Origin of the sequence: Caproiciproducens galactitolivorans, from assembly GCF_026672255.1 — a bacterium.
Classification (GTDB): Bacteria; Bacillota; Clostridia; order Oscillospirales; family Acutalibacteraceae; genus Caproiciproducens; species Caproiciproducens galactitolivorans_A.
In genome coordinates, this window is the sequence record NZ_JAPOHA010000009.1 from 108,587 (window position 1) to 131,446 (window position 22,860).

General features: G+C 50.8%; 19 protein-coding genes. 17 read left to right on the forward strand and 2 right to left on the reverse strand.

Going from position 1 to position 22,860, the window contains the following annotated elements; all coding sequences use genetic code 11:
* Positions 1-72 precede the first annotated feature (72 nt).
* From topA to leuS, 13 genes are read left to right on the forward strand one after another with little or no spacing between them, the layout of a single operon-like run.
* Entirely contained in the window at positions 73-2,154 is a 2,082-nt protein-coding gene (topA, locus tag OUY18_RS10110) for a type I DNA topoisomerase (RefSeq protein ID WP_268058662.1), read from the forward strand.
* Complete coding sequence (trmFO, locus tag OUY18_RS10115; protein ID WP_268058663.1) at positions 2,151-3,473, forward strand: methylenetetrahydrofolate--tRNA-(uracil(54)-C(5))-methyltransferase (FADH(2)-oxidizing) TrmFO; 1,323 nt, start codon at positions 2,151-2,153, stop codon at positions 3,471-3,473. The genes topA and trmFO overlap by 4 nt, the downstream gene beginning before the upstream one ends.
* A gap of 11 nt (positions 3,474-3,484) precedes the next feature.
* Positions 3,485-4,513 carry a phosphate acyltransferase PlsX gene (gene plsX / locus OUY18_RS10120; protein WP_268058664.1) on the forward strand — a complete coding sequence of 343 codons (1,029 nt, stop codon included), beginning with the start codon at positions 3,485-3,487 and terminating at the stop codon, positions 4,511-4,513.
* A 29-nt stretch (positions 4,514-4,542) separates the two neighbouring features.
* Positions 4,543-5,217, forward strand: a complete 675-nt coding sequence (gene rnc / locus OUY18_RS10125) for a ribonuclease III (RefSeq protein ID WP_268058665.1) — start codon at positions 4,543-4,545, stop codon at positions 5,215-5,217.
* Entirely contained in the window at positions 5,214-6,221 is a 1,008-nt protein-coding gene (locus OUY18_RS10130) for an elongator complex protein 3 (protein ID WP_268058666.1), read from the forward strand. Before rnc ends, OUY18_RS10130 begins: the two co-directional genes overlap by 4 nt.
* Before the next feature lie 4 nt (positions 6,222-6,225).
* Positions 6,226-9,804, forward strand: coding sequence for a chromosome segregation protein SMC (gene smc, locus OUY18_RS10135; protein ID WP_268058667.1), 3,579 nt, complete (start codon positions 6,226-6,228; stop codon positions 9,802-9,804).
* An 11-nt stretch (positions 9,805-9,815) separates the two neighbouring features.
* Positions 9,816-10,733 (forward strand): signal recognition particle-docking protein FtsY, encoded by a 918-nt coding sequence (ftsY, locus tag OUY18_RS10140; protein ID WP_268058668.1) that lies wholly within the window; start codon positions 9,816-9,818, stop codon positions 10,731-10,733.
* Positions 10,734-11,321 (forward strand): XTP/dITP diphosphatase, encoded by a 588-nt coding sequence (locus OUY18_RS10145; RefSeq protein ID WP_268058669.1) that lies wholly within the window; start codon positions 10,734-10,736, stop codon positions 11,319-11,321.
* Positions 11,318-11,638 (forward strand): YhbY family RNA-binding protein, encoded by a 321-nt coding sequence (locus OUY18_RS10150; RefSeq protein WP_268058670.1) that lies wholly within the window; start codon positions 11,318-11,320, stop codon positions 11,636-11,638. Before OUY18_RS10145 ends, OUY18_RS10150 begins: the two co-directional genes overlap by 4 nt.
* Before the next feature lie 4 nt (positions 11,639-11,642).
* Positions 11,643-12,254 carry a nicotinate-nucleotide adenylyltransferase gene (nadD, locus tag OUY18_RS10155; protein WP_268058671.1) on the forward strand — a complete coding sequence of 204 codons (612 nt, stop codon included), beginning with the start codon at positions 11,643-11,645 and terminating at the stop codon, positions 12,252-12,254.
* Complete coding sequence (gene yqeK / locus OUY18_RS10160) at positions 12,247-12,819, forward strand: bis(5'-nucleosyl)-tetraphosphatase (symmetrical) YqeK (RefSeq protein ID WP_268058672.1); 573 nt, start codon at positions 12,247-12,249, stop codon at positions 12,817-12,819. Before nadD ends, yqeK begins: the two co-directional genes overlap by 8 nt.
* Before the next feature lie 18 nt (positions 12,820-12,837).
* Positions 12,838-13,191 carry a ribosome silencing factor gene (rsfS, locus tag OUY18_RS10165; protein WP_268058673.1) on the forward strand — a complete coding sequence of 118 codons (354 nt, stop codon included), beginning with the start codon at positions 12,838-12,840 and terminating at the stop codon, positions 13,189-13,191.
* A gap of 26 nt (positions 13,192-13,217) precedes the next feature.
* On the forward strand, positions 13,218-15,626 hold the full coding sequence (gene leuS, locus OUY18_RS10170; RefSeq protein ID WP_268058674.1) for a leucine--tRNA ligase: 2,409 nt from the start codon (positions 13,218-13,220) through the stop codon (positions 15,624-15,626).
* Between the two features lie 54 nt (positions 15,627-15,680).
* On the opposite strand, the gene udk is transcribed toward leuS, so the two are convergent.
* Positions 15,681-16,325 carry a uridine kinase gene (gene udk, locus OUY18_RS10175; protein ID WP_268058675.1) on the reverse strand — a complete coding sequence of 215 codons (645 nt, stop codon included), beginning with the start codon at positions 16,323-16,325 and terminating at the stop codon, positions 15,681-15,683.
* A 158-nt stretch (positions 16,326-16,483) separates the two neighbouring features.
* Positions 16,484-16,861, reverse strand: coding sequence for a BofC C-terminal domain-containing protein (locus OUY18_RS10180; protein ID WP_268058676.1), 378 nt, complete (start codon positions 16,859-16,861; stop codon positions 16,484-16,486).
* A gap of 94 nt (positions 16,862-16,955) precedes the next feature.
* Between OUY18_RS10180 and OUY18_RS10185 the strand changes: the two genes are divergently transcribed.
* The 4 genes from OUY18_RS10185 to OUY18_RS10200 all read left to right on the forward strand — a co-directional run bounded on the left by OUY18_RS10185 (position 16,956) and on the right by OUY18_RS10200 (position 22,860).
* Positions 16,956-19,295: a transglycosylase domain-containing protein gene (locus OUY18_RS10185; protein ID WP_268058677.1), complete on the forward strand. Its 2,340-nt coding sequence runs from the start codon at positions 16,956-16,958 to the stop codon at positions 19,293-19,295.
* 149 nt (positions 19,296-19,444) lie between these two features.
* Complete coding sequence (locus OUY18_RS10190) at positions 19,445-20,689, forward strand: homoserine dehydrogenase (RefSeq protein ID WP_268058678.1); 1,245 nt, start codon at positions 19,445-19,447, stop codon at positions 20,687-20,689.
* A 24-nt stretch (positions 20,690-20,713) separates the two neighbouring features.
* Positions 20,714-21,610: a homoserine kinase gene (gene thrB / locus OUY18_RS10195; protein ID WP_268058679.1), complete on the forward strand. Its 897-nt coding sequence runs from the start codon at positions 20,714-20,716 to the stop codon at positions 21,608-21,610.
* Positions 21,611-21,639: 29 nt separating this feature from the next.
* Positions 21,640-22,860: an aspartate kinase gene (locus OUY18_RS10200; RefSeq protein WP_268058680.1), complete on the forward strand. Its 1,221-nt coding sequence runs from the start codon at positions 21,640-21,642 to the stop codon at positions 22,858-22,860.

Sequence of the window (22,860 nt, forward strand, 5' to 3'; positions counted from 1 at the left end):
ATGGTGGGTTTCCCTTTTGAATAAGAATTCTGCATTTTAAATAATGAAATAACGAAATATGAGGTGATTTCCATGTCAAAGCTAGTGATTGTCGAATCACCGGCCAAGGCCAAAACAATCAAGAAGTTTTTAGGCTCGGGCTATGACGTAATCGCATCCATGGGTCATGTTCGCGATTTACCGGAAAACCGTCTGAGCGTTGATGTAAAAAATGATTTTAAACCCAAATATGATATTATAAAAGGAAAAGAAAAACTTGTTCAGGAGTTGAAGGATAAAGCCGAAAAAAGTGATACCGTTTTTCTCGCGACCGACCCTGATCGCGAGGGAGAGGCGATTTCATGGCATCTTGCGTATATCCTGGGTTTGGACATTCAGGATAACAACAGGGTAACCTTTAATGAAATTACAAAAACAGGCGTTTCAAAGGGGATGGAAAATCCGCGCAGTATTGACATTGATCTTGTCAACGCGCAGCAGGCCCGCCGTATACTGGACCGTCTGGTTGGTTATAAACTAAGCCCGTTCCTTTCCCAGAAAATCCGCCGAGGTCTTTCCGCCGGGCGCGTGCAGTCCGTAGCGGTGCGGTTGATTGTTGACCGCGAAGAGGAAATCCGCGCTTTCGTTCCGGAAGAATATTGGACAATCGACGCCAAATTCAACCCGCAGGGTTCCCGCAAGGTGTTCGGCGCGACTTTCTACGGCAATACCGAAGGAAAAATGAAAATATCCAGCAAGGAAGAATCCGATAAAATTCTTGCCGACTTGCAGGACGCGGAATACCGCATTGTGAAACTGAAAAAAGGCACGCGCAAAAAATCCCCTGCTCCGCCGTTTATTACTTCCACGTTGCAGCAGGAAGCCTCGCGCAGGCTTGGTTTTCAGGCCCGGCGCACGATGAAAGCCGCGCAGGAGCTTTACGAAGGTATTGAAATCGGAGAGATGGGCGCGGTCGGTTTGATTACGTATATGAGAACCGACTCCCTGCGTTTGTCGGAAGACGCCATTCGCGACGCGGGCGAATATATCAAGAATCGCTGGGGCGAAAAATATCTTCCCGATACCCCGCGCCATTTTAAAACCAAGGCGAATGCGCAGGACGGCCATGAAGCCATCCGTCCCTCCATGCCGGAGCTGTCGCCGGATAAGGTGAAAGACAGCCTTTCCAACGACCAGTATAAACTGTATAAGCTGATCTGGGAGCGCTTTATTGCCTGCCAGATGGCGAACTGCATACAAAGCACCACACAGGCCGATATTCAGGCAAAGGATTATATCTTCAAGGCCTCCGGCTATACCGTTACGTTCGACGGCTTTACCGTTCTTTATGTGGAAGGCAAGGACGAGGAAACGGAAAAAGAAGCAACCCTTCCTCCGCTTGAAAAGGATATGCTGTTAAAGCTGAAAGAAATTCTCGGAAATCAGCATTTTACGCAGCCGCCCGCCCGCTACACGGAAGCTTCCCTGATCAAGGCGCTCGAAGAAAACGGGATTGGACGTCCTTCCACCTATGCCGCGACCATTTCAACCATTACGGGCCGCGAATATGTAGCGCGCGACGGCAAGTCCCTGAAACCCACAGAACTCGGCGAGGTCTCGACCAAGCTGATGAAAGAACGGTTTCCGAAAATCGTAAATGTAAAGTTTACCGCGCAGGTGGAAAACGATCTGGACAGCGTTCAAAACGGCAAAACCGATTGGGTACAGACGCTCCATGATTTTTACGGCGATTTTGAAAAGACCCTGAAACAGGCAAAAGAAGATATGCAGGGTGTAAAAATCCAGCTCAAGGAAGATGAAACCGATATCATCTGCGAGAAATGCGGCCGCAAAATGGTTATTAAGACCGGGCGGTACGGCAAATTTATCGCATGTCCCGGTTATCCCGAATGTAAGAATATTAAAAAACTGGTGCAGGAAAACGGCGCCGAATGCCCGAAGTGCGGCGGCAAGGTCATTGTGAAAAAATCCAAAAAGGGACGGATTTTTTACGGATGTTCGGAATATCCGAACTGCGATTTTATCTCCTGGGATGAACCGACTCTGGAAAAATGCCCGCGCTGCGGCAAGACCCTTTTGAAGAAAAAGGGGAAACATCCCAAGTACTACTGCATTACGCCGGACTGCGGTTACGAAAAGACGGAGGAAGAATGAGTATCAGAGTGATCGGAGCCGGTCTTGCCGGGTGCGAAGCCGCGTGGCAGATCGCACAGGCTGGCGTAGAAGTGGAACTTTATGAAATGAAGCCCCAAAAGTACTCGCCGGCACATCACAGCCCGAATTTCTCCGAACTGATCTGCTCAAATTCCTTAAAGGCCGAGCGGGTGGAAAGCGCGGCGGGTCTTTTAAAAGAAGAAATGCGGCGGCTCGGCTCCCTCCTGATGCCCTGCGCGGATTCCTGCCGCGTACCGGCGGGCGGGGCGCTTGCCGTTGACCGCAGCGCTTTTTCCGAAGCCGTTACCAAAAAGATCGCGGAACATCCGCTGATTCATATCCATCATGAGGAAATAAAGGATATTCCGGAGGATGGGATGACCGTTATTGCAACGGGACCTTTGACCGCCGACGCGCTTGCCGGGCAGATTTCTTCTTTTTGCGGCGGAAGCCTCAGCTTTTTCGATGCAGCCGCGCCGATTGTAACCGCGGAAAGCCTTGCAATTGACAGAATCTTTGCCGCTTCCCGCTACGGAAAAGGCGAGGACGACGCCTATTTGAACTGCCCGATGAACAAAGAAGAGTATGAACGTTTCTACGACGCGCTGGTATCCGCCGAGCGCGCTCCGGTCCATGAGTTTGACGCCGCCGGCCCAAAGGTTTACGAGGGCTGTATGCCGGTGGAGGTTATGGCGGGACGCGGGAAGGATACCCTCCGTTTCGGTCCGCTCAAGCCTGTTGGCCTGCGGGACCCCAGAACCGGGCACCGTCCGTGGGCGGTTGTGCAATTGCGGCGTGAAGACAGAAACGGCACGCTTTATAATTTGGTCGGGTTTCAGACGAATCTGAAATTCGGAGAGCAAAAGCGGGTTTTCGGGATGATACCGGGCTTGGAAAACGCCGAATTTACACGATACGGAGTAATGCACCGAAACACCTTCCTTGATTCGCCGAAGGTTCTTCAATCCGATTACAGCCTGCGCTCCAACCCGAACCTGTTCTTCGCCGGTCAGATTACCGGCGTGGAAGGATACATGGAATCGGCGTCTTCCGGCATCATGGCGGGGCTCAACGCGGTTCGGCGGATGAAGGGGCAGAGTACGGTGACATTGCCGCAAACCACGATGATCGGCTCGCTGAGCCGCTACGTCGCATCCGGCGGTGAGGCGGATTTTCAGCCGATGGGAGCGAATTTTGGAATTATGCCGGCGCTGGAATCCCCTGTTCGTGATAAAAAAGAGCGTTATGCGGCCTTTTCGGCACGCGCGCTGAAGGATTTGGAACAAATTATAGTTGAATTTGGGTTATCAAGAAGTTAGAGGTGTTACGAATGAAAATCATAGTGGATGCTTTCGGGGGTGACAATGCCCCGCTCGAAATTTTAAAAGGATGCGCCCAGGCGGTTGACGGACTGGATATCGATATCCTGCTTACCGGACGCAAGGAGGAAATCCTGCGTGTGGCGAAGGAGAACGATATTTCTCTGAACCGCATGGAAATTATTGACGCACCGGATGTCATTACCATGGAAGACCACGCCGGAGAAATCATGAAATCAAAAACAAATTCCTCTATGGCGGAAGGCCTTCGCCGTCTGGCGGCGGGGGAAGGCGACGCGTTTTTGTCCGCGGGAAACAGCGGCGCCCTTGTTGTGGGGGCAACCCTATTGGTTAAGCGGATCAAGGGGATTAAACGGATTGCCTTTGCCCCGATAATTCCGAAAAAAGACGGCTGCTTTATGCTGATCGACAGCGGCGCGAATGTGGAATGCAAACCGGAAATGCTGTGCCAGTTCGGCGTAATGGGCTCCATATACATGCAAAAGGTCATGAAAATTCCGAATCCGCGTGTTGCGCTTGCGAATATCGGCACCGAAGAGCATAAGGGCGGCGAATTGCAGCACGAAGCTTACGCGATGCTGCAAAAAACGGATCTGAATTTTATCGGAAATGTGGAAGCGCGCGACGTTCCGATCGACGCCGCGGATGTTGTTGTAGCCGATGGCTTTACAGGCAATATGTTTTTGAAAACGTATGAGGGCGTTGCAATTTTATTATTGGGTAAACTAAAGGAGATTTTTACAAAGAGTGCCCTGAATAAAATGGCGGCTGCTATCTTATTAAAAGATATAAAAGCGCTTATGAAAACCATGGATTACAATGAGTACGGCGGCGCTCCGCTGATGGGCTGTGCGAAACCTGTTTTTAAAGCGCACGGAAGTGCGAAGGCGAAAACATTCTATAACGCTCTGCGGCTTACAAAAGCCTACGTGGACGGAGACGTGGTGAGCGAAATTGCCGGTTCTGTTGCGAGTTACCGGGAAAGTCACGGGCAGGAATCCGCGGAGGACGATGAATAAAACTTCATTCGCTATGGGAGCATATGTTTATGAAAGAATTAGAAGAGAAATTAGGCTATCATTTTCAGGATCAGAGCTATCTTAAAACAGCGCTCACCCATTCCTCCTATGCTAATGAAACCAAGGCGCCCGGGGGGAGTAACGAACGGCTGGAATTTTTGGGCGATTCCATTCTGGGGCTTGTGGTCGCGGATTATTTATTCAAGCATTTTCCGGATCTGCCGGAGGGCGACCTGACCAAAAAAAGAGCCGCGCTGGTCTGTGAAAAAGCGTGCTGCGGTTTTTCCACCCAGCTCAATGTGGGAAAATACCTGCTTTTAAGCCACGGGGAACAAAATTCCGGCGGGCGTACCCGCTCGTCCATTCTTGCCGATGCTTTCGAATCGATTATCGCGGCAATCTATATGGACGGCGGAATGGAGGAAGCGCGCAAATTTATCCTTCGCTTTGTGCTTCCGCTGATGCAGTCGGCAAAACCGAAGGCATTTAAGGATTATAAGACGGCGCTTCAGGAGATTATCCAGCAGAATCCCGAGGAGCATCTGGAATATGCACTGACCGGGGAATCCGGCCCCGACCATGATAAACATTTTACGGTCGAGGTGCATTTGAACAGCAATGTGATCGGAAAGGGAGGCGGACGCAGCAAAAAGGAAGCGGAGCAGCAGGCCGCCCGCGAAGCGCTGGAGCTGATGGGCTATTGAAGCACGCAAACGTTGCGCTTTTTGTCCCCCATAACGGCTGTCCCCACAAATGCAGCTTCTGCAATCAGAAAAGCATTACCGGGCGGCAGTCGCAGCCTTCCCCGCAGGATGTCCGAAATGCCGTTGAAATTGCAAAGGCCAGCCTTCGGGATGAAACAAAGAACGCGGAAATTGCCTTTTTCGGCGGAAGCTTTACCGCGATTGAACGAAGCTATATGATTTCGCTGTTGGAAGCGGCGGCGCCGTTCGTAAAGGACGGAACATTTGCCGGAATCCGGATTTCCACAAGACCGGACTATATTGATTCTGAAATCTTAGAGATATTAAAAGAATACGGAGTAACCGCCATTGAACTGGGCGCGCAGAGTATGGATGACCGTGTGCTGGCGCTGAACGGCCGCGGTCATACGGAAAAGCAGGTGGAAGACGCGGCGAAACGGATTCAGTCCTATTCTTTCACTCTCGGCCTTCAAATGATGACGGGCCTTTACGGCGATACCGCAGAAGGAAGCATGCAGACGGCGCGAAAACTGGCGGCACTGCACCCGGATAACGTCCGCATCTACCCGACGATCATCATGCGCGACACCGAACTGGGGGAACGATACCTCAGGGGAGAGTACCGAACGCTGAGTCTGGACGAAACCGTAGCGCTCTGCGCCCGGCTGCTTGATTATTTTGAAGAACAGGGCATTCCGGTCATCCGGCTCGGGCTGCATGATTCCCCGGAACTGAAACGGGACATGCTCGCGGGGCCGTGGCATCCGGCTTTCCGCGAACTGTGCGAAAGCGCCCGCATCCTTCAGAAAATCATGGATTATTTGAAAGGCAATCATGTGCCGAAGGGCAATTTAATCATAAAGGTGAACCCGAAAGCAATTTCAAAGGCGCTGGGACAGAAGAAAAGCAATCTGCATGCGCTTAACGAGCTGGGATATCCGACCCGGATGGTACAGGATACCGGTGTAGAGGAAAACCGCTTTACGATAGAAAAACTGGGGTGAGTATATGCTGCTGAAATCACTGGAAATTCAGGGATTTAAGACATTTCCGGACAAAACCACGCTCAGCTTCGACAACGGAATAACAGTGGTCGTCGGCCCGAACGGCAGCGGAAAAAGCAATATCAGCGACGCGGTGCGCTGGGTTCTGGGTGAACAGTCCAACCGCGTACTCCGCTGTACAAAAATGGAGGACGTCATATTCAACGGTACTCCCGTGCGCAAGGCGCAGGGATTTGCTGAAGTTACGCTGAATATTGACAATACCCGGCGCCAGCTTCCGTTCGACGGGGACAGTGTCGCCGTTACCCGCCGCTACTACCGTTCGGGCGACAGCGAATATTTAATCAATAAGGCCGCGGTGCGGCTGAAAGATATCAACGAGCTGTTCATGGATACCGGTTTGGGCCGCGATGGGTATTCGATTATCGGACAGGGCAAGATTGACAGCATCGTCGCCGCGCGTTCCGAAGACCGCCGCGAAATTTTCGAGGAAGCCGCCGGTATTTCCCGTTTCCGCTACCGCAAAGAGGAATCCGAACGCAAGCTGAATCAGGCGCAGGATAACCTGCTCCGGCTGAACGATATCCTTTCCGAACTGGAGAGCCGGGTAGGCCCTTTAAAGGAACAGGCGGAAAAAGCGGAAATGTATCTTACATTGGCCGGCGAAAAGCGAACGCTTGAGATTGGCCTGTGGCTCAATACGCTTGAGAAATCCGGACAGATTCTGCGGGAACATGAGGACAAAATCCTCATCGCCAGAAACCAGCATGAAGCGTCCGAGCAGGAACTGAACAGTATTGATCAGCAGATTGAAGAAAATTACAGCAAATCGGGCGAGTGCACCGCAAAGGTGGACGAAATCCGCCAACAGGCGGCGGGGCTGGAAGAAAGCGCCGCCAAGAAGGACGGAGAAGCCTCCGTTCTGCAAAACGATATTCTTCATCATAACGAGAATATCGAGCGTATCCGAAGAGAAATCGAGGAAAGCAATCTTTCCGGTCAGGATATGGACCGGGATATCCTTGAAAAAAACAGGCAGATTGAAGAAAAAAGCCAATACATAAAGGATAAAAACGTACAGTCGGAAGAATACGAAGAACAGATCGGGCAAATCCGGAAGAATATGAGCGAGACGGCGGAAAAAATCGACGATTGTACGCATCGGATTACCGAACTTACCGCGCAGGCGACCGAGGCGAAGGTTGAAGAAATGACCGCCGCTTCCTCAATTGCCGAAATCCGGCTCAGAATTTCCCAGATTACGGAATCGGTTCGTTCCAAAAAACTTCAGGCTGATCAGTTGCGGACAGCGGAAGAAGAAGCGAAAAAGAATCTGACCGAAGCCGACGAGCGCATCAACGCGCTTACGAATTCGGTTAAAGGCTATGAAATGCGGCTTGTAACGCGCCGCAGGCGAATGGAAGAACTGAAGAAACAGAGCGACACCCTGCATCTGGACGCGCAGGAGCGTTCCCGCCGCGCCCATCTGCTCGAGGAATTGGAGCGCAATCTGGAAGGATTCTCGCAAAGCGTCAAGATCGTCATGAAGGAAGCGGGGCGCGGTACGATCAGCGGAATCCACGGGCCGGTTTCCCGCTTGATCAAGGTGCCGCCACAGTACGCCGTAGCGATTGAAACGGCGCTTGGCGCGGCAATGCAGAATATTGTCGTCGGCAACGAGCAGGATGCGAAACGCGCCATCCAGCTTTTAAAGCAGCGCGATTCCGGCCGCGCAACCTTTTTACCGCTTTCCACCATTCGCGGAAGGGAGCTACAGGAGGCGGGCTTGGAAGAATGCCCGGGCTATATCGGTACCGCGGGCGGACTTTGCAGTTGTGATGAAAAATACAAGGGAATTTTAAATTCCCTTCTGGGCCGCATCGCCGTCGCGGAAGATCTGGACAGCGCCGTTGCCATTGCGAAGCGTTACGGCTATCATTTCCGTATTGTTACGCTGGACGGCCAGGTCGTCAACGCGGGCGGTTCGCTGACCGGCGGCTCGCTTGCCAAAAACTCCGGGCTTCTCAGCCGCGCTTCGGAAATCGAGCGGATAAAAGCGCAGGCTGCCGAGCTTCAGGCGAAGGCGCAGGAAGCCGCGGCGGCTCTTAAATCCGCAGCCGAAGAGGTCTCCGCCGCCGAGGCGTCGCTATCCGCTTCAAAGGGCGAGCTTGCCACCGCGCAGGAAACCCGTTTTAAAATTGACGCGGAACGCGGCAGGATGGCTGCGGATTTGGCAACCGCCCGGAAGGATATCCATACCCTGGAGGAAGAAAATAAAACGGCCAATGTCCGCTTGAACCGTCAGAAAGAAGCGCAGACAGCCGCGCAGGCAAGGGCGCAGGAAATTTCGCAAAAGAAGGCGGCCGTGCAGGCGGAGCTTGATGAAATCAGCGGCAGCCGCGGCGATTTGAATCAGACGGCGGACAGGCTGAACGCTCAGTTGCAGGAAACCCGGATGGCCTGTTTATCCGCCCAGAAAGACGTGGAATCGCTGCGCGCGGGCATTGCGGAAATTGAACGCCGCAAGCTCGATCACGCGGGGAAGACGCAGTCGTTAAAAGAAGAGATCAAGGCCGCGCAGGAAGACTGTACCCGGCTTTCCGGGCAAATTGAAAATCTGAGGCAGGAAGCGCAGAATATGCGTGAAACGGCCAGGAAATGCAGCGGCCAAATCGAAGAATTGAACGCGAAGCGCATGGAGTACGAGCGCCTGTCGGTTGAACTGCGCGCGAAAGAGCATGAGAAATCGGACGAAAAAGAGAAAATCGGCCACGAGCTTGCCCGTTTGGAGGAGCGCAAAGAAAACCTGCAAAAAGAATACGATGAAATAATCAGCCGCCTGTGGGAAGAATATGAATTAACGCGCCGCGAAGCGGAAGAAGTCGGCACGAAAATTGAAAATCCGATGCAGGCGCAAAAACGGCTGAACGAGCTGAAAAATAAGATCAAGGCGCTGGGTACGGTCAATGTGGCCGCAGTGGAAGAGTACAAAGAGGTTTCCGAGCGCTACGAATTTATGACCGCGCAGGTTGCTGATGTGGAAAAGAGCCGCGAAGAACTGAAAAAACTGATCGGCGATCTCACCCATCAGATGCACGATTTATTCCTTGCCCGTTTTCAGCAGATTAATGAAAACTTTAAGAGTACCTTCCGGGAACTGTTTGACGGCGGTACCGCGGAGCTTTCCCTCTGCGATCCGGAAGATATTTTAAATAGCGGAATTGATATTTCCGTTCAGCCTCCGGGCAAAATCATTACGCACCTGGAATCCCTCTCCGGCGGGGAAAAAGCTTTGGTGGCGATCGCGCTTTATTTTGCGATCATGAAGGTAAACCCGCCCCCGTTCTGTGTTCTGGACGAAATTGAGGCCGCGCTCGACGACGTGAATGTCGACCGGTTTGCCGCTTACCTGCGGCGCATGACCAAGAATACACAGTTTATCGCCATTACGCATCGCCGTGGCACCATGGAAGAAGCCGACGTACTGTACGGCGTGACCATGCAGGATGAAGGAATCTCCAAGCTTTTGGAATTGCGGGTTTCGGAAATCGAAGCAAAACTCGGCATGAAGGAACAACATTAAAGGAGAATACAATGGGCTTTTTTTCAAAAATAAAAGAAGGATTAAAGAAAACAAGAGACAAAATGAGCTCTTCGGTGGAGTCCATGCTGAACTCCTTTACAACGATCGACGAATCGCTGTTTGAAGAACTGGAAGAACTGCTCGTTATGGGCGATGTGGGCGTTTCCACGGCGGAGCATGTTTGCAAGGAGCTTCGCAGAAAAGTAAAAGAAAAAGGCGTTACCGACCCGAATGAAATCATGGGAATGCTTCAGGAAACCGTTGCAGAGATGCTTCGGGGCGGGGAAGAGCTTCATATCGGCACAAAGCCGTCCGTTATTCTGGTAATCGGCGTAAACGGCGCGGGAAAAACCACCACCATCGGTAAAATCGCGTCCCGCTTAACCAAGGATGGGAAAAAGGTCATTTTGGGCGCAGCGGACACGTTCCGCGCCGCCGCGATTGAGCAGCTGGAAGTATGGGCGCAGCGCGCCGGTACCGAAATGATCAAGCAGGCCGAGGGCAGCGACCCCGCCTCCGTCGTATTTGACACGATTGCCGCGGCAAAGGCGAGAAACGCGGATGTCATGATTTGCGATACAGCCGGACGCCTCCATAACAAAAAGAACCTGATGGAAGAGCTTGCGAAAATCAGCCGTGTAATCGACCGGGAACTGCCCGGCGCCGATAAGGAAGTCCTTCTTGTGCTGGACGCAACCACAGGCCAGAACGCCGTCAATCAGGCGCGTGAATTTCAGGCGGCGGCGGGAATTACCGGCATTGTACTTACGAAGCTGGACGGTACCGCGCGCGGCGGCGTTGTGCTTGCCATTCGCGAAAGCCTTGGAATCCCGGTGAAATTTATCGGCGTGGGCGAACAGGTGGACGACCTCCAGCCATTCAATGCGGATGAGTTTGCCGAAGCCCTTTTCGACAGACAGGAGGACTGAATGACTAAATTTGTACTGGCTACCCATAATCAAAATAAATTGAAGGAACTGGAACGCATTCTGGCTCCGCTCCATATTTCCGTAGAAACCGCACAGCTTGAAGAAGTGGAAGAGACCGGGAAATCCTTCGCGGAAAATGCGTTTTTAAAAGCGGAAGCGGCTTGCCGCAAAACCGGTCTGCCCGCCGTAGCGGATGATTCGGGGCTGATGGTCGACGCGCTGAACGGCGCGCCCGGCGTTTATTCCGCACGTTACGCCGGTGCGGGCGCGAGCGATACGGATCGCATTGAAAAGCTGCTGGACGCGATGAAAGATGTTCCGGAGCAGGCGCGCAAGGCAAAATTTGTCTGTTCAATCTGCTGTGTATTTCCGGACGGTACGAAAATTACCGCGGAAGGGGAGTGCCCGGGGAAAATTGCGTTTGCGCCTGAGGGAAACGACGGATTTGGTTACGACCCTGTTTTTCTGGTGGACAGAAAATCCTTTGCGCAGCTTACTTCGCAGGAAAAAGACGAAATCAGCCACCGGGGCAGGGCGCTTCGGGCATTTGCCGCAGAGTTGGAAAAGAGAAAGGAAATTTACGGATGATTACGAGTAAACAGCGCGCTTATCTTCGTTCCCTTGCAAATGAACTGGATACCATATTGATGATTGGAAAGTCGGGCGTCGGCGAAGATATCGTCAAACAGGCGGACGACGCATTGACAGCACGCGAAATCATAAAGGCCAAGGTTCTGGAAACGTCGCCGGTTCCCGTCCGGGAAGCTGCCGAACAAATCGCCGGACGGACCAATGCGGAAGTGGTGCAGGTCATCGGTGCAAAATTTGTTCTGTACCGCAGAAATGAGAAGGAGCCGAAAATTACGCTTCCCAAAGCCCCGAAAAAGGGATATGATATAAGGTGAAACGATGCAGAAGATAGCCGTGCTGGGCGGCACTTTCAACCCGATCCACAACGGGCATATTCATATAGCAAAGCAATATGCACAGCGGCTCGGCGTCGACAAGGTTTTCCTGATACCAACCTACCAGCCGCCGCACAAGCGGGCGCCGGGCCTTGCGTCAGCCGAGGATCGGCTTCAGATGTGCCGGCTTGCGGCGGGGGAAAGCATTTTCGAAGCCTGCGGAATGGAAATTTGCAGGAAAGGCAAAAGCTATACGTCGGATACCCTGCTTGAACTAAAAGAGCAGTATCCGGATTCCGAGTTGTATCTGATAACGGGCGAGGATATGTTTCTCACCTTTGAGGAATGGCACGAACCCGAAACCATTTATCGGCTTGCCGTGCTTTGCGCCGCTCCGCGCAGCGCGGACGGTCTTGCGCGGCTTTTGGATTACGCGCGCATGCTGGAACAAAAAGGCGCAAAAACAATCATACAAAATATTGAATATCTTCCGATATCATCAACGATGGTCCGCGACGCTGTAAAAAACGGTCAGAGCATAGCGGGTCTTGTACCGCCGTTGGTGGCTGAATATATCGTAAAAAATAAGTTGTATTTGGAGCGGGAAAATGAATAGAACCGATTATCAGGCGATTATAAAACCATTTTTAAGCAAAAAACGCTATGAACATTCGATTTGCGTATGTGACGAAGCGGTTCATCTGGCAAGAGTCTATGACGCGAATGAACAGAAAGCGGAGACAGCCGGTATTCTGCACGATATCATGAAGGATGTGCCTCCGGATGAACAGCTTAAAATGATGATGCGTTACGACATTTTACTTACCGACGTGGAGCGCAGCGCGCAAAAACTGTGGCATGCCATGCTCGGAGCGGCTTATATTGAAAATGAGCTGCACATTTCCGATCCGGAAATATTGAACGCAGTACGGTATCACACGACCGGACGGGCGGAAATGACAACCATGGACAAGATCCTTTTCGTGGCCGATTTTATTTCGGCCGACCGCGATTATGCCGGAGTTGAGCAATTGCGGAAATCCGCTGTTGTAAGCCTGGATCAGGCTGTGGCTGACGGAATCGTCTTTACCATTCAGGATTTGGTTCAGGCCGGCCGGCCGATTCATCCGGATACCATTGCCGCGTACAATCATGCAATACTGAATTTAAATCAAAACTGACAGGAAAGGTTGATGAGTATGACTCCACTCGAACTTGCGAAAGAAGCCGCGAAAATCCTAGACGATAAAAAGGCGATTGACCTGAAAATCATCGGCATTAAAGATATTTCCGTATTGGCGGACTATTTTGTACTGGCGACAGGAACAAGCAGCACCCACGTAAAATCCCTTGCGGACGAGGTCGAGTTTAAGCTCAAGCAGCTCGGCAAAAGCCCCGAACATGTCGACGGCTACCGTTCCAATTCCTGGGTGCTTTTGGACTATGGCAGTGTTATGATTCACGTTTTCACCTCCGAGGCGCGCGAATTTTATAATCTCGACCGTTTGTGGCAGGACGGAGAAAACGTAGATATTTCCGATATTAAGAAATGAACCAAGGAACAGGAGCGAAGGTAAAGATGAAATACGACCATAAGCCAATTGAGAAAAAGTGGCAGGAAAAATGGGAGCAGTCCGGTGTTTTTCATGCCTCCAACGAATCCGATAAACCGAAATATTACGCATTGATCGAGTTCCCCTATCCATCCGGGCAGGGGCTGCACGTCGGTCATCCGCGTTCCTATACGGCGCTCGATATTATCGCGCGCAAACGCCGCCTGCAGGGGTATAACGTCCTTTATCCGATCGGCTGGGACGCGTTTGGCCTGCCGACGGAAAATTTTGCGATTAAAAACCATGTGCACCCGGCGGAAGTAACGAAAAAGAATATTGCACGTTTTAAGCAGCAGCTTCAATCCCTTGGTATTTCCTTTGACTGGTCGCGTGAAATCAATACGACCGATCCGGAGTATTATAAATGGACGCAGTGGATTTTCCTCCAGCTTTTCAAGCACGGTCTTGCCTATAAGAAGGAAATGGCCGTAAACTGGTGCACTTCCTGCAAATGCGTGCTTGCCAACGAAGAAGTGGTAAACGGCGTTTGCGAGCGCTGCGGAAGCGAAGTCGTCCGCAAGGTAAAATCCCAGTGGATGCTGAAAATCACCGAATACGCCCAGCGCCTGATCGACGACCTTGACCTTGTCGATTATCCCGACCGTGTAAAAGCACAGCAGGTTAACTGGATTGGACGTTCAACAGGCGCCGAAGTGGACTTTAATACGACGACGGGCGACAAGCTTACGGTCTATACTACCCGCCCGGACACGCTTTACGGCGCAACCTATATGGTTGTTTCTCCGGAACATCCCATGGTCGAAAAGTGGGCGGACAAGCTCCGCAATCTGGAGGAAATCCGCGCTTATCAGGCGGAAGCCGCCAGAAAATCCGATTTTGAACGCACCGAAGTGGCGAAAGATAAAACCGGCGTCCGTCTGGACGGCGTTGCTGCCATCAATCCGGTAACGGGGAAGGAAATCCCGATCTTTCTTTCGGATTACGTCCTTGTTTCCTACGGTACGGGTGCGATTATGGCTGTACCGGCGCACGACACCCGCGACTGGGAATTCGCGAAAAAGTTTGATCTTCCGATTATTGAAGTCGTAAAAGGCGGCGACGTGCAGAAAGAAGCTTTTACCGACTGCGCAACCGGAATGATGGTGAATTCCGGAATTCTCGACGGTTTGACCGTGGAGCAGGCAAAGGAAAAGATTACCGAGTATCTGACGGAAAAGGGAATCGGCCATTCCAAAGTAAACTTCAAGCTTCGTGACTGGGTATTTTCCCGCCAGCGTTACTGGGGCGAACCGATTCCGATTGTTTACTGCGAAAAATGCGGTTATGTTCCGCTGCCGGAAAGCGAGCTTCCGCTGAAACTTCCGGAAGTAAAATCCTATGAACCTACCGACAACGGCGAATCGCCGCTTGCCCATATGACGGACTGGGTGAACACGACCTGCCCGCACTGCGGCGGAAAGGCGAAGCGTGAAACGGATACCATGCCGCAGTGGGCCGGTTCTTCCTGGTACTTCCTGCGTTATATCGACCCGCACAACAGCGAGGCGTTTGCCGGTAAGGATGCTTTAAAATACTGGACGCCGGTCGACTGGTACAACGGCGGAATGGAACATACCACGCTCCATCTGCTTTACAGCCGCTTCTGGCATAAGTTCCTCTATGATATCGGCGAGGTTCCAACGCCGGAACCGTATGCGAAGCGTACGAGCCACGGTATGATTCTGGGGGAGAACGGGGAGAAAATGAGCAAATCCCGCGGCAACGTCGTGAACCCGGACGAAATCGTGAACGATTACGGCGCGGACACCATGCGCCTTTATGAAATGTTTATCGGTGACTTTGAAAAAGCGGCGCCGTGGAGTTCCGCGGGAATCAAGGGCTGCCGCCGTTTTCTGGAGCGTTACTGGAATTTGCAGAACATACTTGCCGATGAAAAAGGTGTTCGGAAGAATCTGGAAACCGCTTTCCATAAGACGATTAAAAAAGTCGGGGAAGATATTGAAGCCCTGAAATTCAATACGGCGATCGCAACGCTGATGGCGTTGATGAACGATATTTCCGACGCCGGTTCTATTACATCGGAGGAACTGAAGATTTATACCATCCTTCTGAACCCGTTCGCCCCGCATGTAACGGAGGAAATCTGGGAAACGCTGAAGCTTGGGAACGGAATGGCCTGTCAGCAGGAGTGGCCGAAGTACGATGAAGCAAAATGCGTGGAAGACACCGTCGAGATTGCCGTTCAGGTAAACGGTAAGGTGCGCGCGCGTTTGCATGTCGCGGCAGATATTGAAAAGGACGCGGCCCTTTCCGCAGCCAAGGCGGACGAAAAAATTGCCGCCGAAATCAGCGGCAAAAAAATCGTCAAGGAAATCTACGTTCCGGGCAAACTGGTTAATATTGTAGCGAAATAAAATAAAAAGCATTAAGCAGGGCCGGCAGTATTGAACTGCCGGCCCTGCGAAGTTCTATTTCTCTTTTTGGTCTTGGGCTGCCTGTTTTATGAGCGTATTAATACGGTCAACCAGCATATGAAGCGCCACCAGATTTTGCCCGCCGCGGGGAATAATAATGTCCGCTTTCTTTTTATTCGGATCGACGAACTGCTCGTGCATGGGTTTCACGGTTTTTATGTATTGCGTGATAACAGAGTCCAGGCTTCTGCCGCGTGAATTGACATCGCGGGTGATGCGCCGAATCAGACGGATATCCGCGTCGGTGTCAACAAAAACTTTGATATCCATTAAATCCAATAAATCCTTATTTTCAAAAATCAGAATCCCCTCGACGATGATTACCTCCGCCGGTTCCACATGGACGGTTTCGTTTGTACGGGTATACGTTACAAAGGAATATTGCGGATGGTCTATTGCCTGACCGTTCTTCAGCTTTTTGATATCTTCCACCAGCAATCCGGTTTCAAAAGCGTCGGGGTGGTCGTAATTCATTTTTACACGCTGCTCATATGGAATATCCGTGTTGGCACGGTAATAAAAATCGTGCGATAAGATAATAACATTGCCGGCAATTTCCTGTTTCAGTTTCGTTGCGAGCGTCGTTTTGCCGGAACCGGTGCCTCCCGCCACACCGATTACCAAGGGTGAATACTCCATAGCTGCCTCCTGTATTTTACGTTCATAAAATCTTTCCAATTAAAAACTTTATCACAAAACGGAAGAATCATTATTCTTCTCCGTACATTTCCCGCGCGGCAAAGAAAGACTTTTCAAAATCGGTTTTACCGGTTTTAAAAAGTCTTTCTTCGTTTGTATTAACTTTCATAGTCTTCAATAATACTGTTGAGACGGTCGGTGTCCGTAACTTTTATGCCGTCTTTCAGAAGCTTCCGGTCTGCCTCCGGGAGGGTGGAAACTTCTACCTGTATTTCTTCATAAGGTTTCCTTTCATCGTTAAAAAAGACGCCGATATGCCCCTCATATTCCTTTACAGTGTATACGTTGCTCTTGCTTGTCATGGCTATAATTTCGCTGCTTTCTTGACTTGATGGCGCTTTTGGGGTAGAATTAGCTAATATATCTGAGCTTGTAGCTACAGGTGTACCAGATATATGGTTTTGCGATAAAACCAAAGCCAGCCCCGCAATCATTACAATAACAGCGCATAGCAACACAATCCAGTTTTTTTTCAAATGGATCACCTCTTAGGTATTATTTGAAAAATATGGAAATCTATTCACTTTTTAGTGATATTTAAGAAATTTTTTACCCGAAAAGGTGGTTCCGATGAGAAAAACCGATATAAACAAATACGCCGGTTCCCAGGGAAACGGCGCATCGAAATCAATCGGCAGAATCGTCTCCAAAAGCCTTCTTACAATTCTCACCATACTATTCATTACCGGAATGATTGTTTCCATTTCGCTGTTTTCATTTATTCTCAGCCTGAAAAATGAAACGATGGATTATGATCTACATAAACTGCAGCTGAATTATACCAGCTTTATTTATGTGAACGGCCCGAATGACGACAGTGCCCATCCGGTACAGTACCAGAGCCTTTACAGCAGCGAAAACCGGGTATGGGTGGATTATGACAAGATACCAAAGGCGATGAAGGATGCGATTGTTGCGATTGAGGACAAGCGTTTCATGTATCACAACGGCGTCGACTGGAAACGAACCTTGGGCGCGGTCACAACCCTGTTTTCGAAAGGGAGCAGCTACGGCGGCTCAACCATTACGCAGCAGCTGATCAAAAATATTACCGGGGATAAGGACGTCAGCCTTACCCGAAAGGTAAAGGAAATTTTCCGTGCGCTGAATCTGGAAAAGAAATATTCGAAAGAGGAAATCCTTACCGCTTATCTGAATATTGTGAATTTCGGAAGCGGCTGCAACGGTGTGCAGTCCGCGGCAAACCTGTATTTCGGAAAGAATATACAGGACTGTGATGTTGCGGAGTGCGCCGCGATTGCCGGCATTACGCAGAATCCGGCCAAATATTCGCCGCTGGTTCACCCGGATCTGAATAAAGAGCGCCAGCAGACGGTATTAAAGGAAATGCATGATCAGGGGCAGATTACAGAGGCGGATTATCAGAAGGCAATGGCGGAATCCGAGCATATGAAATTTGTCGGAAAGAAATCCGAAAATGTCGTAAACAATGTCCCCATTTGGAACTGGTATGTCGATACCCTGTTTGAGGACGTGAAAGAAGGCCTGATGGAGCATTACAACTGCTCCAGCGATAAGGCTGTGGACATGCTGTACCATGACGGATTGAAGATTTACGCCGCGATGGATACGGATATGCAGACCATTGCGGAGGATACCTTAAAATCGGACAAGGTTTTCGGAAGCAATAAAAAGCTTCAGGCTGGTTATATTGCAATGGATTATACCGGACGTGTGCTGGCAACGGTCGGTTCGAGGGGCGAAAAAACGAGCAACCGTCCGCTCAACCTTGCCACAACCTCCAAAAGGCAGCCCGGTTCCACGATTAAGCCTTTGGCGGTTTACGGCCCGGCAATTGAATCCGGGAAGTATACCTATTCTTCCCTGGTGAATGATAACCCGCTGCCGGACTGGTTCAGCGACGGCAGCGCAGGCCCGAAAAACTGGGGGCCGGGAAATACAAGCGGAAAATACTGGGGGAGGATTCCTCTGGAATGGGCGCTCGAACGCTCCCTGAACGCCTCCGCCGCCCAGGTTGGATTCGCGATTACGCCGAATGTCAGTTACAATTTCCTTCGGGAGAAGCTGGGCTTTACCAGCCTTGTCCCTGCCGATAACAACCGTGCGCCAATGGCCATCGGCGGACTCAGCGAAGGTGTAACCGTGCGCGAAATGACGGCGGGCTTTGAAATGTTTGGGAACGGCGGGAAATACTACAAGCCGTATACCTTCTATCATGTGGACGACCACGACGGAAATGTCATCCTCGATAACCGGGGGGCAATCCCCGTGCAGGCGATCCGCTCCACGACTTCTTCCGTTATGCACCGTCTTTTAACTAATGTCGTAACCGGCGCCCACGGTACCGGACGCGGCGCGGCGATCAGCGGCTGGGAGGTATTCGGAAAGACCGGTACCACCAACGATGAAAAGGACAGTTGGTTTATCGGAGGCTCGCCGTATGCGGTGGCCGGCATCTGGACGGGTTATTTAACGCCGGCCCATCTTACCAACACGACCTACGCCGCATCTACATGGAAGACGATTATGGCGAAATACTTGCAGAATAAAGCCAGACTGAAATTCACTTATGACCCCAACGTCGTGTCCGCGGCGTTCTGCACCAAAACCGGTCTGCTTGCAAATTCGAGTTCGGACGGGGATACGCAGATCGGGTGGTATGATAAAAACAATATGCCTGCAACTTGTGACGGGGTTCATGCAGGAGGCGGTTCCGCGTATACGTCGCGTCCCGATGAATCCAGTTCCGACAGCGAGCAGAGCAATGGTTCGGGTTCTGCCAGTTCAGAGAATACCCCCAATTCTTCCGGAGATTCGCAGAGTTCGGCGCAGAGCGGGGATTCCCATGCTTCGCCCCCGGAGAATTCCCATAAAAATCAGCAGACGCAGAACGACCGTACTTCGCATTCGATTCTCCCGGCTGGATAAATTTTCTGTCAATCTTATGCGGATGCCTTATCCAAGGCATCTGCATTTCGTTTAATTTGCAAGTTGAATGTTGCGATGATTCATGGTAAACTGTTAAAGTGTTTTAAATTATTTTTTAGTTCGAGTAGAAAAAACAGGAGGTGCTACATATGGTAAAAATAGCGGTTATGGGATACGGCGTAGTCGGCTCCGGTGTGGTGGAGGTATTGACCAATCACACGGAAAATATTTCAAGACGTGCAAAAGAACAGATTAGCATTAAATATATACTGGACTTACGGGATTTTCCCGGAAGCCCGTTTGAAAGCAAGTTCACGAAATCCTTTGATACAATCCTCAATGATCCCGAGGTTAGAATTGTGGTAGAAGTGATGGGCGGACTTCATCCATCCTTTGAATATGTGAAAGCCTGCCTTGAGGCGGGGAAGAGCGTTGTTACTTCGAATAAGGAACTGGTGGCTGCAAAGGGCGCCGAGCTTTTGAAAATTGCACAGAAAAACAATCTGAACTTCCTGTTTGAAGCAAGCGTCGGCGGCGGTATCCCGATTATCCGGCCGATCAGCCAGTGCCTTGCCGCAAACGATGTGGTTGGAATTGCAGGAATCCTGAACGGAACCACCAATTTTATACTGACGAAAATGATCCGCGAACAGATGACCTTCGAGGACGCTTTGGCTCTGGCGCAAAAACTCGGCTATGCGGAGCGCAACCCTGCCGCGGATATCGAAGGCGCCGACGCCTGCCGGAAAATCTGCATCCTTGCTTCTCTGGCTTACGGCAAGCATGTTTATCCGGAGCAGGTACACACGGAGGGCATTACAAAAATCACGCTGGCGGATGTGGAATATGCAGCCGCCTGGGGCGGTGTGGTCAAGCTGATCGGACAGGTTCACGCTTTGGAAAATGGCAAACTGCAAATTATCGTCTGCCCGATGTTTATTCCGCGTGAAAGCCAGCTTGCCACGGTAGACGATGTGTTTAACGGCATTATGGTGCGCGGCGATTCCACCGGCGACGTGGTGTTTTACGGCAAGGGAGCCGGCAAGCTTCCGACTGCAAGCGCCGTTGTTGCGGATGTCATCGACTGCGTAAAGCATTTTAAAGCGAGGAAATATCTTTTTTGGGAAGACGGTTCCAAGGATTATATTGAGGATTACCGCCTCAATACGGTTTGCATGTTTGTTCGTGCAAAAGCGGATGACGAAACGCTTGCCCTGAAAAATATCAATCATATTTTCGGCAGTATAACGCGCCTTTCCCGCAAAAAGGCGGAAAGCGGCGAGATTGCGTTTGTAACCGACTGCATGAAGGAAGAAGAAATCCTTTCCAAGCTGGAGGAATTGAAATCACTCGGCGTGCGTGTGGAGAATACAATCCGCATAGGCGACCTGTAAATTCGAATATAGGATGTTGATAACATGATAAGAATCCAAGTACCGGCAACCAGCGCAAACCTGGGTTCCGGCTTCGACTCGCTGGGAATTGCTTTGAATTTATACAACCAGGTTTGGATGGAAGAATCCGATACCATTGATATTTCCAGCAAGGATACAATTGAAATACCGACCGACGACAGCAATCTGATCTTTTGGGCGGCGAAGCAGGTCTACGAAAAATGCGGCCGGAAGCTGCCCGGCCTGAAGATCATACAATTGAATAATATTCCGATGGCGCGCGGCTTGGGGAGCAGTTCGGCGTGTATCGTTGCGGGGATTCTGGGCGCAAACCGCCTTCTGGGAAGCCCCCTTTCGGTTCAGGAACTGATTAATCTCGCCGCCGCAATCGAAGGACATCCGGACAATACAACCCCGGCCATCGAGGGCGGACTTGCCGCTTCGGCTATGGAAGCGGGCCGGGTTTACAGCGTAAGCGTTCCTGTTTCGGAAAAAATCCGGTTTGCCGTTTTTATTCCGCCTTTTGAACTGAAAACAGAGAAGGCGCGCTCGGTTCTTCCTCAGGAATACTCGCGGGGCGACGCGGTTTACAATCTTTCCCGGTCCGCGCTGATGGCGGCTTCTCTTTTCTCCGGAAAACTTGAAAATCTGCGTGTAGCCGTTCAGGATAAGATTCACCAGCCTTACAGGGCAAGTCTGATTGACCATTTGGACGATGTTTTCCGTCTGAGCTACGAACTCGGTTCGCTAGGAACCTACGTCAGCGGTGCCGGACCGACCATTGTTTCCATGATTGACGCGGCAGATACGGATGTGTTTGCAAAATATGCGGCAAATCATTTGGAGGAAAAAGGAATTACCGGCTGGCAGATTAAAGTATTCACGACCGATTCCGACGGCGCACAGATATCCATTGAATAATTCTTAATCGATATGGGAGATGGAACTTAATGAGTCTAATAGTTCAGAAATTTGGCGGCAGTTCCGTTGCGAATGCCGAGCGGGTTTATAATGTTGCGGAAATTGTTACGAAGACCTATTCACAGGGGAACGACGTGATTGTCGTTGTTTCCGCTCAGGGTGATACAACAGACGATTTAATTGCAAAAGCGAGTGAGATTAATCCCGGTGCCTCAAAACGCGAAATGGATATGCTCCTGACTTCGGGCGAACAGATTTCCGCCTCCCTTTTGGCGATGGCTATCGAAAAGCTGGGCTATCCGGTTGTATCGCTTCTGGGATGGCAGGCGGGATTTTATACCAGTTCGGCTTACGGCAGCGCGAGAATTAAACGCGTCATGCCGGACCGTATTAAAAAAGAACTGGATAAACGGAATATTATCATCGTAACCGGTTTTCAGGGCATTAACCGCTACAATGATATGACGACGCTTGGCCGCGGCGGTTCGGACACCAGCGCGGTTGCGATCGCGGCGGTAATGAAAGCGGATCTCTGCCAGATTTTTACCGACGTGGAAGGCGTTTTCACAGCCGATCCCCGTAAAGTGAAAAATGCAAGAAAGCTTAAATATATTTCATACGACGAAATGCTGGAACTGGCGACGCTTGGAGCACAGGTGCTCAATAATCGTTCCGTGGAAATGGCGAAGAAATACGGTATCCAGCTTGAGGTCCTCTCCAGTTTGACCAGAAAACCAGGCACAATCGTTAAGGAGGCAACAAAAGTGGAAAAAATGCTTATCAGCGGTATTGCAAAGGACGACGATGTCGCCCGCATTTCAATTATCGGTGTTCCGGATCGGCCGGGCCTCGCTTTTAAAATCTTCTCAAAACTGTCTGCCAAAAACATTAATATTGATATTATTCTCCAGTCCGTCGGCAGAAACGGTACAAAAGATATCAGCTTTACGGTCAGCCAGGCAAACCTGAAAGAAACCATTGATATTCTGAATCCGTATGTGGAACTGATTGGCGCAAACAGTGTGGTATACGATGAAAATGTCGCAAAAGTTTCGATCGTCGGCGCGGGTATGGAAACGCATCCGGGCACAGCCGCCGAAATGTTTGAGGCGCTGTATGAAGCCAATATCAATATTCAGATGATTGCTACCAGCGAAATTAAGATTTCTGTTCTGATCGATCGCTGTGATGCAGACAAGGCTGTAATCGCGGTTCATAATAAATTCTTCAGCGAAGCAATGGACGCCTGA